Genomic DNA, 12,105 nt, shown 5'->3' with positions numbered 1-12,105 from the left:
GGGGATCCCGCCTTTGTCACTTACGGACGTCAGTCCTTGCCGTCCTCATCCGCTTCCACATCATCCGCTTCCACATCGTCCGCTTCCACGTCGTCCGCTTCGGCGACGTCCGCTTCGGCGACGTCCGCTTCCGCCTCCGCTTCCACCTTCGCGGAAACGCCCTCGGCCTCGGCGTCGCCCTCCTCACCGAGCGCGTCGACGAAATCGACACCGTCCATCTCGGCGAGCCGGTCCGAGGCGTCCGTGCTGCCGTCCTTGTCGGACTCCACGGCCTTGGCGAACCACTCCCGTGCCTCGTCCTCCCGGCCGGCGGCGAGCAGGGCGTCGGCGTACGCGTAGCGCAGACGCGCCGTCCACGGCTGTACGGAGTTGGAGGCCAGCTCCGGGCTCTGCAGCGTCACGATGGCCGCGTCCAGCTGCCCCAGGTCACGCCGGGCACCTGCCGCGACGAGCCGCATCTCGACCTGGCCGGCCTTGTCCAGCTTGTTCACGTCGGGCGCCCCGGCCATGTCCAGCGCCTTCTCCGGCCGTCCGAGACCACGCTCGCAGTCGGCCATGAGGGGCCACAGCTCCACACCGCCGCTCATCCGCCGCGCGGCCCGGAACTCGGCGAGCGCCTCGGAGTACTTCTGGTTCGCGTACGCCGCGAATCCGGCCGCCTCCCGTACGGCGGCGACACGCGACGCCAGGCGCAGAGCGATCTTGGAGTAGGCGTACGCGCCCTCGGGGTCCTCGTCGATGAGCCGGGCGACCATCACCAGGTTCTTGGCGACGTCCTCCGCGAGCGTCTTCGGCAGGCTCTGCAGCTCCTGCCTGACGTCCTTGTCGATCTCGTCGCCCGTGACGTCCTCGGGGATCGGCAGCCGCTTGATCGGCTCCCGGTCCCGGTCCCGCTCATCACGGAAACCGCCGCCACCGCGCCGGTCATCACGACGCTCGTATCCCCCACGGCTGTCGTCACGCCGGTCGTCGCGCCCACGGAACCCTCCGGGACGGCCACCACGGTCATCCCCACGGGCCCCTCCAGGACGGCCCCCACGGTCGTCCCGACGCGGTCCGCGGTCGCCCCGGTCGTCCCGGCCACGGAAGCCACCGCGCTCACCGCGGTTGTCGCCTCCCCGGCTGTCGTCACGACGGAACGCCGGACGGGGCCCACGGTCATCACCACGGTTGTCGTCGCGACGGAACGCCGGACGCGGCCCACGGTCATCACCACGGTTGTCGTCACGACGGAACGCCGGACGGGAGCCACGGTCATCACCACGGCGGTCATCACGACGATCGTCGCGACGCTCGAAGCCGCCACCACGGTTGTCGCCGCCACGGTTGTCATCGCGACGGAACGCCGGACGCGGCCCACGGTCATCACCACGGTTGTCGTCACGACGGAACGCCGGACGCGGCCCACGGTCATCACCACGGCGGTCATCACGACGATCGTCGCGACGCTCGAAGCCGCCACCACGGTTGTCGCCGCCACGGTTGTCATCGCGACGGAAGCCGCCACGGTCACCACCGCGGTCGCCCCGGTCGTCGCGACGGAAGCCACGGTCGCGGTCGTCGCTCCGGAATCCGCCACGGTCGCGATCACGGTCATCCCGGCGGAAGCCGCCCCGGTCGCTGTCACGTCGGTCATCGCGCCGTTCGAAGCCGCCACCGCGGTTGTCGCCGCCACGGTTGTCGTCACGACGGAACGCCGGACGGGGCCCGCGGTCGTCGCCACGGCGGTCGTCACGCCGATCGTCGCGTCGGGGGTAGCCACCGCCACGGCTGTCGCCACCGCGGTTGTCATCGCGGCGGAAGGCCGGACGAGGCCCGCGATCGCCCTCACGGCGCTCTCCACGGTCCCGGTCGTCACGGCGGACGGCGGGACGCGGTCCGCGATCGTCATCCCGGCGGAAGCCGCGGTCACGGTCGTCCCGACGCGGCCCACTGGGACGGTCGTCCCGGCGGAACGCCGGACGGGGTCCGCGGTCGCCGTCACGGCGGTCATCACGCCGATCGTCGCGTCGGACGTAGCCGCCACCACCGCGGTTGTCGCTACTGCGGTTGTCGCTACTGCGGTTGTCATCACGGCGGAAACCACCGCGGTCGCCACGGTCGTCGCGTCGGGGGTAGCCACCGCCACGGTTGTCGCCGCCACGGTTGTCGTCCCGGCGGAATGCCGGACGGGGCCCACGGTCGCCGCCTCGGTCGTTACCGCGGTCACCGCCGCGGTATCCGCCACGGTCACCGCGATCGTTGCGGTCACCACTGTCCCGTCGCCGCTGGTCGCGCTCCGGTCGGTCGTCGGGAGAGTTGGTGGACATGGGTGACTCCTGTCTCGGTACTGCAAATCTTGGTACTGCAAACATTGTAAAAACAAAAGGACCCCTGGTCCCAGCTGAACGCTGGGACCAGGGGTCCTTCCAAAGATTGTTCGGCGGCGTCCTACTCTCCCACAGGGTCCCCCCTGCAGTACCATCGGCGCTGTAAGGCTTAGCTTCCGGGTTCGGAATGTAACCGGGCGTTTCCCTCACGCTATGGCCACCGAAACCCTAATGGTTTCGAGCGAACAAGCACACTTTTCTGTTATGCGTTCTGCTCTAAGCCGGCAACAGTCGTTGCCTCAGAACTAACACAGTGGACGCGAGCAACTGAGGACAAGCCCTCGGCCTATTAGTACCGGTCACCTCCGCACGTTACCGTGCTTCCAGATCCGGCCTATCAACCCAGTCGTCTACTGGGAGCCTTAACCCCTCAAAGGGGGTGGGAATACTCATCTCGAAGCAGGCTTCCCGCTTAGATGCTTTCAGCGGTTATCCCTCCCGAACGTAGCCAACCAGCCATGCCCTTGGCAGAACAACTGGCACACCAGAGGTTCGTCCGTCCCGGTCCTCTCGTACTAGGGACAGCCCTTCTCAATATTCCTGCGCGCGCAGCGGATAGGGACCGAACTGTCTCACGACGTTCTAAACCCAGCTCGCGTACCGCTTTAATGGGCGAACAGCCCAACCCTTGGGACCGACTCCAGCCCCAGGATGCGACGAGCCGACATCGAGGTGCCAAACCATCCCGTCGATATGGACTCTTGGGGAAGATCAGCCTGTTATCCCCGGGGTACCTTTTATCCGTTGAGCGACGGCGCTTCCACAAGCCACCGCCGGATCACTAGTCCCGACTTTCGTCCCTGCTCGACCCGTCGGTCTCACAGTCAAGCTCCCTTGTGCACTTACACTCAACACCTGATTGCCAACCAGGCTGAGGGAACCTTTGGGCGCCTCCGTTACTCTTTAGGAGGCAACCGCCCCAGTTAAACTACCCATCAGACACTGTCCCTGATCCGGATCACGGACCCAGGTTAGACATCCAGCACGACCAGACTGGTATTTCAACGACGACTCCCCCTGAACTGGCGTCCAGAGTTCACAGTCTCCCAGCTATCCTACACAAGCCGAACCGAACACCAATATCAAACTGTAGTAAAGGTCCCGGGGTCTTTCCGTCCTGCTGCGCGAAACGAGCATCTTTACTCGTAGTGCAATTTCACCGGGCCTATGGTTGAGACAGTCGAGAAGTCGTTACGCCATTCGTGCAGGTCGGAACTTACCCGACAAGGAATTTCGCTACCTTAGGATGGTTATAGTTACCACCGCCGTTTACTGGCGCTTAAGTTCTCAGCTTCGCCCAACCGAAGTCGGACTAACCGGTCCCCTTAACGTTCCAGCACCGGGCAGGCGTCAGTCCGTATACATCGCCTTACGGCTTCGCACGGACCTGTGTTTTTAGTAAACAGTCGCTTCTCGCTGGTCTCTGCGGCCACCCCCAGCTCACCGAGTAAATCGGATCACCAGTGATGGCCCCCCTTCTCCCGAAGTTACGGGGGCATTTTGCCGAGTTCCTTAACCATAGTTCACCCGAACGCCTCGGTATTCTCTACCTGACCACCTGAGTCGGTTTAGGGTACGGGCCGCCATGAAACTCGCTAGAGGCTTTTCTCGACAGCATAGGATCATCCACTTCACCACAATCGGCTCGGCATCAGGTCTCAGCCCTAATGAATGGCGGATTTACCTACCACTCGGCCTACACCCTTACCCCGGGACAACCACCGCCCGGGCTGGACTACCTTCCTGCGTCACCCCATCACTCACCTACTACCACCGTGGTTCGGCGGCTCCACCACTTTCCATTCCCCGAAGGGTCCGGAACGGCTTCACGGCCTTAGCATTAATGGGTTCGATGTTTGACGCTTCACAGCGGGTACCGGAATATCAACCGGTTATCCATCGACTACGCCTGTCGGCCTCGCCTTAGGTCCCGACTTACCCTGGGCAGATCAGCTTGACCCAGGAACCCTTAGTCAATCGGCGCACACGTTTCTCACGTGTGTATCGCTACTCATGCCTGCATTCTCACTCGTGAACCGTCCACCACTGCCTTCCGGCGCGGCTTCACCCGGCACACGACGCTCCCCTACCCATCCCAGCGGGCGTTGGCCCTCATGCTGAAATGACACGACTTCGGCGGTACGCTTGAGCCCCGCTACATTGTCGGCGCGGAATCACTAGACCAGTGAGCTATTACGCACTCTTTCAAGGGTGGCTGCTTCTAAGCCAACCTCCTGGTTGTCTGTGCGACTCCACATCCTTTCCCACTTAGCGTACGCTTAGGGGCCTTAGTCGATGCTCTGGGCTGTTTCCCTCTCGACCATGGAGCTTATCCCCCACAGTCTCACTGCCGTGCTCTCACTTACCGGCATTCGGAGTTTGGCTAAGGTCAGTAACCCGGTAGGGCCCATCGCCTATCCAGTGCTCTACCTCCGGCAAGAAACACACGACGCTGCACCTAAATGCATTTCGGGGAGAACCAGCTATCACGGAGTTTGATTGGCCTTTCACCCCTAACCACAGGTCATCCCCCAGGTTTTCAACCCTGGTGGGTTCGGTCCTCCACGAAGTCTTACCTCCGCTTCAACCTGCCCATGGCTAGATCACTCCGCTTCGGGTCTTGAGCGCGCTACTATATCGCCCTATTCGGACTCGCTTTCGCTACGGCTTCCCCACACGGGTTAACCTCGCAACACACCGCAAACTCGCAGGCTCATTCTTCAAAAGGCACGCAGTCACGACGCACCAAGTAAACTTGATGCGCGACGCTCCCACGGCTTGTAGGCACACGGTTTCAGGTACTATTTCACTCCGCTCCCGCGGTACTTTTCACCATTCCCTCACGGTACTATCCGCTATCGGTCACCAGGGAATATTTAGGCTTAGCGGGTGGTCCCGCCAGATTCACACGGGATTTCTCGGGCCCCGTGCTACTTGGGTGTCTCTCAAACGAGCCGTACAGATTTCAGCTACGGGGGTCTTACCCTCTACGCCGGACCTTTCGCATGTCCTTCGCCTATCCATACGGTTTCTGACTCGTCTCACAGCCGGCAGACTGTAAAAGAGAGATCCCACAACCCCGAATGCGCAACCCCTGCCGGGTCTCACACGCATACGGTTTGGCCTCATCCGGTTTCGCTCGCCACTACTCCCGGAATCACGGTTGTTTTCTCTTCCTGCGGGTACTGAGATGTTTCACTTCCCCGCGTTCCCTCCACATACCCTATGTGTTCAGGTATGGGTGACAGCCCATGACGACTGCCGGGTTTCCCCATTCGGAAACCCCCGGATCAAAGCCTGGTTGACGGCTCCCCGGGGACTATCGTGGCCTCCCACGTCCTTCATCGGTTCCTGGTGCCAAGGCATCCACCGTGCGCCCTTAAAAACTTGGCCACAGATGCTCGCGTCCACTGTGCAGTTCTCAAACAACGACCAGCCACCCATCACCCCGAACCATCCGGTTCGAGTGCACTGGGGCCGGCACTGAAGGCAGCCGATACGGCCATACCCTCAGACACCCAACAGCGTGCCCGGCACCCTCGCCACTCGTGATCAGCTTTCCACGCTCCGAAGAGCAGTACTGGCAGCCCGAGATGACTGAGAGTGCCGAATAATCAACGTTCCACCCTTGAGCAACCACCGCAGAACGTTTGCCTGCGTAATGGCCCTGGACCACCAAGCAAGCTTGGCGGCCTAGATGCTCCTTAGAAAGGAGGTGATCCAGCCGCACCTTCCGGTACGGCTACCTTGTTACGACTTCGTCCCAATCGCCAGTCCCACCTTCGACAGCTCCCTCCCACAAGGGGTTGGGCCACCGGCTTCGGGTGTTACCGACTTTCGTGACGTGACGGGCGGTGTGTACAAGGCCCGGGAACGTATTCACCGCAGCAATGCTGATCTGCGATTACTAGCAACTCCGACTTCATGGGGTCGAGTTGCAGACCCCAATCCGAACTGAGACAGGCTTTTTGAGATTCGCTCCACCTCACGGTTTCGCAGCTCATTGTACCTGCCATTGTAGCACGTGTGCAGCCCAAGACATAAGGGGCATGATGACTTGACGTCGTCCCCACCTTCCTCCGAGTTGACCCCGGCGGTCTCCTGTGAGTCCCCATCACCCCGAAGGGCATGCTGGCAACACAGGACAAGGGTTGCGCTCGTTGCGGGACTTAACCCAACATCTCACGACACGAGCTGACGACAGCCATGCACCACCTGTACACCGACCACAAGGGGGGCACCATCTCTGATGCTTTCCGGCGTATGTCAAGCCTTGGTAAGGTTCTTCGCGTTGCGTCGAATTAAGCCACATGCTCCGCTGCTTGTGCGGGCCCCCGTCAATTCCTTTGAGTTTTAGCCTTGCGGCCGTACTCCCCAGGCGGGGAACTTAATGCGTTAGCTGCGGCACCGACGACGTGGAATGTCGCCAACACCTAGTTCCCACCGTTTACGGCGTGGACTACCAGGGTATCTAATCCTGTTCGCTCCCCACGCTTTCGCTCCTCAGCGTCAGTAATGGCCCAGAGATCCGCCTTCGCCACCGGTGTTCCTCCTGATATCTGCGCATTTCACCGCTACACCAGGAATTCCGATCTCCCCTACCACACTCTAGCTAGCCCGTATCGAATGCAGACCCGGGGTTAAGCCCCGGGCTTTCACACCCGACGTGACAAGCCGCCTACGAGCTCTTTACGCCCAATAATTCCGGACAACGCTTGCGCCCTACGTATTACCGCGGCTGCTGGCACGTAGTTAGCCGGCGCTTCTTCTGCAGGTACCGTCACTTTCGCTTCTTCCCTGCTGAAAGAGGTTTACAACCCGAAGGCCGTCATCCCTCACGCGGCGTCGCTGCATCAGGCTTTCGCCCATTGTGCAATATTCCCCACTGCTGCCTCCCGTAGGAGTCTGGGCCGTGTCTCAGTCCCAGTGTGGCCGGTCGCCCTCTCAGGCCGGCTACCCGTCGTCGCCTTGGTGAGCCATTACCTCACCAACAAGCTGATAGGCCGCGGGCTCATCCTTCACCGCCGGAGCTTTCAACCACCACAGATGCCTGCGGTAGTGGTATCCGGTATTAGACCCCGTTTCCAGGGCTTGTCCCAGAGTGAAGGGCAGATTGCCCACGTGTTACTCACCCGTTCGCCACTAATCCCCACCGAAGTGGTTCATCGTTCGACTTGCATGTGTTAAGCACGCCGCCAGCGTTCGTCCTGAGCCAGGATCAAACTCTCCGTGAATGTTTACCCGTAATCGGGTGCACACACACGAGAGCGGAACCACCGGCGGAATAAGCCGATGGTTCACAGCGTCCTCGCTGTGTTTTTCTTCAAAGGAACCTCATCTACGACCATGATGGCCGGAGACGGGGTATCAACTAATCTGGCGTTGATTTTTGGCACGCTGTTGAGTTCTCAAGGAACGGACGCTTCCTTTGTACTCACCCTCTCGGGCTTTCCTCCGGGCTTTTCCCTTCGGTCTTGCGTTTCCGACTCTATCAGACCGTTTCCGGCTCCGATTCCCTGTCGGTTGGGATTGTCTAGGGATTTAGGCTTTCGCCTGTCGGCCTTTCGACATTCACTACGTTAGCCCATCCGCTCGGCAACTCATAATCGAGTTCCGCGAGTTCGAATTCAGGCATGCAGGCACGCCGAATTGACCCTCGCTGAGAGGAAGTCGTAGGTAGTGGTTTGGCCGCCTCCGGCTGCTGACGAACGCAGTACCCGGTTCAAGCGGCTCGGGCTACATTACGCACCCCGCAAGGGCGCGTCAACTTGAGCGACGCCTCGGCGTATGGGCCCGATAAGGGCTCACCGTCGGGTCGTTGGCGACCCAGAAGCGCCAGGGGTGGACGCCCCCGTCGCCGGACACCCCGGTGCGGGGACCGTTGAGTACCTGGTCGGGGGCGATCGGGGTACCGGCAAGGACCCTCAGCGGGGTGTCGCCCACGGCGCACACGTCCGTGCCGTCCAAGGGGCGAGCCACGTCCAGTGCTGTGGCCAGGCGTGCGGGGCCTTTGGCCAGTTCCTTGTCATTTCGGGCCGAGAGTCGACGTTTACGGACGAACTCGGCGCCCTCGACGATCTCGCCGGCGCGGAGCAGGACCGCGCTCGCCCTGCCGTCCGGACCGCACACCAGGTTCATGCAGTGCCACATGCCGTAGGTGAAGTAGACGTACACATGACCGGGCGGGCCGAACATCACGTCATTGCGGGCCGTGCGGCCGCGGTAGGCATGGGAACCGGGGTCGTTCTGACCGTCGTAGGCCTCCACCTCTGTAAGGCGGAGGGCGATCGGACCGTCCGGCGTGGTGCGTACGAGGATGCGGCCCAGGAGGTCGGGGGCGACTTCCAGCACGGGCCGGTCGAAGAACTCGCGTGGCAGGGGCGTACGGTCGGGGGTCGCGATCATGCCGTCCGAGGGTAGTGCAGACGGGTGGCTGCCACGGGGTGGTCAGGGGGGCGTTCGCCTTGCAAGGGTGAGGACGCGGAACCGGCCACGGCCGGATCGCGTTTGTATGGATCAAGGATCCACGCACAAGAAGCAGGACGACGTAAGAGGGAGAGTCATGGCGTTCAAGAAGCTGCTCGCGAGCCTGGGAGCCGGCGGGGCTTCGGTCGAGACGGTGCTGACCGAGGGCAATGTCGTTCCGGGTGGTGTCGTCCAGGGCGAGGTGCGGATCCAGGGTGGGTCCGTGGACCAGCAGATCGAGGGGCTGTCGGTCGGGCTGCAGGCCAAGGTCGAGGTCGAGAGCGGCGACCAGGAGTACAAGCAGGACATCGAGTTCACCAAGCAGCGGCTCGGCGGTGCCTTCGAGCTGAAGGCGAACGCCGTGCACGCGGTGCAGTTCGGGCTTGAGATCCCGTGGGAGACGCCGATCACGACGATCGACGGTCAGCCGCTGCGCGGTATGCACATCGGTGTGACCACGGAGCTGGAGATCGCGCGTGCGGTGGACTCCGGTGACCTGGACCCGATCAGCGTGCACCCGCTGCCCGCGCAGAAGGCGATCCTCGACGCCTTCATCCAGCTGGGCTTCCGGTTCAAGAACGCGGACATGGAGCGCGGTCACATCCGGGGTACGCGGCAGAAGCTGCCGTTCTACCAGGAGATCGAGTTCTTCCCGCCGCAGCAGTACCGCGGTATCAACCAGGTCGAGCTGAGCTTCGTGGCCGATCAGAACGCGATGGACGTCGTGCTCGAGATGGACAAGAAGCCGGGGCTCTTCAGCGAGGGCAGCGACACGTTCCGTTCCTTCCAGGTGGGTCTGCACGACCACCAGAGCACCGACTGGGCGGCTTACCTCAACCAGTGGCTGTCCGAGGTCGGCAGCAAGCGCAACTGGTTCTAGGCTCGGAACTGCTGATTCCGTAGATCGATCAGGAGGTACCGAGGTGACCGAGCTGAAGCGGCGGCCTCTCCCCCATGACTTCCACCCGCCCGTCCCGTCGTTCACGGTGACGAGCGAGGACATCGAGGAAGGAGCGACGCTCAAGGAAGCCCAGGTGTACGCGGCGGGCAACACCTCGCCGCAGCTGCGGTGGGAGGGCTTCCCGCCGGAGACCAAGAGCTTCGCCGTGACCTGCTACGACCCCGACGCGCCGACGGGCAGCGGGTTCTGGCACTGGGTGCTGTTCGACATTCCGGCCTCGGTGACCGAGCTGCCGGTGGGCGCGGGCAGCGGCAAGTTCGAAGGGCTGCCCGAGGGTGCCGTACAGGCACGTAACGACTACGGCAGCAAGGACTTCGGTGGGGCCGCGCCGCCTCCTGGGGACGGACCGCACCGGTACGTCTTCACGGTGTACGCGGTCGATCAGGAGAAGCTCGGGCCGGATGCCGACGCCTCTCCCGCCTACGTGGGCTTCAATCTGAGGTTCCACACGATCGCGCGTGCGCAGCTGATCGGTGAGTACGAGATCCCCGAACAGAGCTGAACAAGCCCACCGTTCATGGAACGTTTGCCCGCCCCTGGTCTTGGAAGTGATCAGGGGCGGGCACTTTTTATTTCGTTGTCCATCTCGGCGTGCCCGGCCAGAGTTGATCCCAGTCCGCCGAGGGGTGGGCGGGTGCACACGGGAGGTGGGCTGGTCATGCGGGACACGTTGGTGCTGAACGCGAGCTTCGAGCCGCTGTCGACGGTGACGTTGAACCGCGCCGTCGTTCTGGTGCTTCAGGACAAGGCCGTCGTCGAGCAGTCCCACCCCGAACTGCGTATGCGCGGAGCCGCGGTCGACATACCGGCGCCCCGGGTGATCAGGCTGTGCAGGTACGTGAGGGTGCCGTTCCGAAGACAAGCGCCATGGTCCAGGCGGGGTGTGCTGGTCAGGGACCGGCACCGGTGCGCGTACTGCGGGCGCAGGGCGACGACGGTGGACCACGTGGTGCCGAGGGCGCAGGGTGGTCAGGACTCCTGGCTGAACACGGTGGCTTCCTGCGCGGAGGACAATCACCGTAAGGCGGACCGGACTCCGGAGCAGGCGGGTATGCCGTTGCTGCGGGCGCCGTTCGAGCCCAGTCCTGCGGACGCGATGCTGCTCTCGCTGGGGACCGAGGAGTTTCAGGCGCTGCCTGACTGGTTGGCTCGGGATGCCGCGTAGCGCCTGAGCGTCTGCCGGGATCGGTTCGGATGCGGGTGCGCGTTCGTCGTGGCTTGTCGCGCCCACGCGGCGGAGCCGCAAATCGATAGAGCCCCGCGCCCCTGAACGACCTGGGGCTCGCCCTCATGATGAAGGCGAGCCCCATTGTCGTACCCGAAACTTCGCGTCAGTCGATCGACGGCTTCTCCCGGCGTTCCGATCCGCCGTTGCCCTGGCCGCCGCCTCCTGAACCGCCGCCCAGGTTGCCGAAGTTGCCCATGGCGCCGGAGAGGCCCTTGAGGGCGTCGCCGATTTCGCTGGGGACGATCCAGAGCTTGTTGGCGTCGCCTTCGGCGATCTTGGGGAGCATCTGGAGGTACTGGTAGGAGAGGAGCTTCTGGTCGGGGTCGCCGGCGTGGATGGCTTCGAAGACCGTGCGAACGGCCTGGGCTTCGCCCTCCGCGCGCAGGGCCGCGGCCTTGGCCTCGCCTTCCGCGCGCAGGATCTGGGACTGCTTCTCACCCTCGGCGGTGAGGATGGCCGCCTGGCGCGTGCCCTCCGCCGTGAGGATCGCGGCGCGCTTGTCCCGGTCGGCGCGCATCTGCTTCTCCATCGAGTCCTGGATGGAGGTCGGGGGCTCGATGGCCTTCAGCTCCACGCGGTTGACCCGGATGCCCCACTTGCCCGTCGCCTCGTCGAGGACGCCGCGCAGGGCCGCGTTGATCTCCTCGCGGGAGGTCAGGGTGCGTTCGAGGTCCATGCCGCCGATGATGTTGCGGAGCGTGGTGACCGTGAGCTGCTCAATTGCCTGGATGTAGCTGGCTACTTCGTAGGTCGCGGCCCTCGCGTCGGTCACCTGGTAGTAGATGACCGTGTCGATGTTGACGACCAGGTTGTCCTGGGTGATCACCGGCTGCGGCGGGAACGGGACGACCTGTTCACGCAGGTCGATGCGGTTGCGGATGGTGTCGATGAACGGGACGACGATGTTGAGGCCCGCGTTGAGTGTCCGCGTGTAGCGGCCAAAGCGCTCGACGATCGCGGCGCTGGCCTGTGGGATGACTTGGATGGTCTTGATCAAGGCGATGAAGACCAACACCACCAGAATGATCAAAACGATGATGACCGGTTCCATCGTCGCTTCCCCGTACCTCTCTCCGCCTCGG

The 12,105-nt window shown here is 63.1% G+C and carries 6 protein-coding genes, 3 rRNA genes and 1 pseudogene; 3 read left to right on the top strand and 7 right to left on the bottom strand.

The annotated features are described in order from the left end of the window. Nucleotides 1-29: 29 nt before the first annotated feature. From QF037_RS36370 to QF037_RS36345, 6 genes and pseudogenes are all read right to left on the bottom strand, one after another. Nucleotides 30-863, bottom strand: coding sequence for a tetratricopeptide repeat protein (locus QF037_RS36370; protein WP_307037535.1), 834 nt, complete (start codon nt 861-863; stop codon nt 30-32). Between the two features lie 210 nt (nt 864-1,073). After that, nucleotides 1,074-2,309, bottom strand: a pseudogene (locus QF037_RS36365) (hypothetical protein); the annotation flags it as partial. A 108-nt stretch (nt 2,310-2,417) separates the two neighbouring features. Further along, nucleotides 2,418-2,534: ribosomal RNA gene (gene rrf, locus QF037_RS36360) — 5S ribosomal RNA — on the bottom strand. A 104-nt stretch (nt 2,535-2,638) separates the two neighbouring features. Then, nucleotides 2,639-5,762, bottom strand: a 23S ribosomal RNA gene (locus tag QF037_RS36355). Nucleotides 5,763-6,077: 315 nt separating this feature from the next. Then, nucleotides 6,078-7,603 (bottom strand): 16S ribosomal RNA (locus QF037_RS36350). The 16S, 23S and 5S rRNA genes sit together here, the layout of an rRNA operon. Before the next feature lie 529 nt (nt 7,604-8,132). Then, nucleotides 8,133-8,774, bottom strand: coding sequence for a DNA-3-methyladenine glycosylase (locus QF037_RS36345; RefSeq protein ID WP_307032624.1), 642 nt, complete (start codon nt 8,772-8,774; stop codon nt 8,133-8,135). A gap of 157 nt (nt 8,775-8,931) precedes the next feature. Here QF037_RS36345 and QF037_RS36340 point away from each other — a divergent pair, with 157 nt between their 5' ends. From QF037_RS36340 to QF037_RS36330, 3 genes are all read left to right on the top strand, one after another. Continuing rightward, on the top strand, nt 8,932-9,714 hold the full coding sequence (locus QF037_RS36340; protein WP_307032621.1) for a sporulation protein: 783 nt from the start codon (nt 8,932-8,934) through the stop codon (nt 9,712-9,714). 43 nt (nt 9,715-9,757) lie between these two features. Beyond that, entirely contained in the window at nt 9,758-10,297 is a 540-nt protein-coding gene (locus QF037_RS36335) for a YbhB/YbcL family Raf kinase inhibitor-like protein (protein WP_307032620.1), read from the top strand. Between the two features lie 156 nt (nt 10,298-10,453). Next, a complete protein-coding gene (locus QF037_RS36330; protein WP_171146632.1) occupies nt 10,454-10,960 on the top strand; it encodes an HNH endonuclease in 507 nt (168 codons plus the stop codon). 166 nt (nt 10,961-11,126) lie between these two features. Here the strand turns inward: QF037_RS36330 and QF037_RS36325 are convergent, their stop codons facing one another. Further along, entirely contained in the window at nt 11,127-12,074 is a 948-nt protein-coding gene (locus QF037_RS36325) for an SPFH domain-containing protein (protein WP_046257770.1), read from the bottom strand. Nucleotides 12,075-12,105 lie beyond the last annotated feature (31 nt).

Source organism: Streptomyces canus, from assembly GCF_030815415.1.
Taxonomy (GTDB): Bacteria; Actinomycetota; Actinomycetes; order Streptomycetales; family Streptomycetaceae; genus Streptomyces; species Streptomyces canus_F.
The sequence above is the reverse complement of the archived record's forward strand: the minus strand, read 5'-3'. Positions and strand labels throughout refer to the sequence as shown.

Bases quoted from the DNA above. Each gene is read 5' to 3' on its own strand.
- QF037_RS36345 (WP_307032624.1), bottom strand. From the start codon at position 8,774: ATGATCGCGACCCCCGACCGTACGCCCCTGCCACGCGAGTTCTTCGAC.
- QF037_RS36340 (WP_307032621.1), top strand. From the start codon at position 8,932: ATGGCGTTCAAGAAGCTGCTCGCGAGCCTGGGAGCCGGCGGGGCTTCG.
- QF037_RS36330 (WP_171146632.1), top strand. From the start codon at position 10,454: ATGCGGGACACGTTGGTGCTGAACGCGAGCTTCGAGCCGCTGTCGACG.
- QF037_RS36325 (WP_046257770.1), bottom strand. From the start codon at position 12,074: ATGGAACCGGTCATCATCGTTTTGATCATTCTGGTGGTGTTGGTCTTC.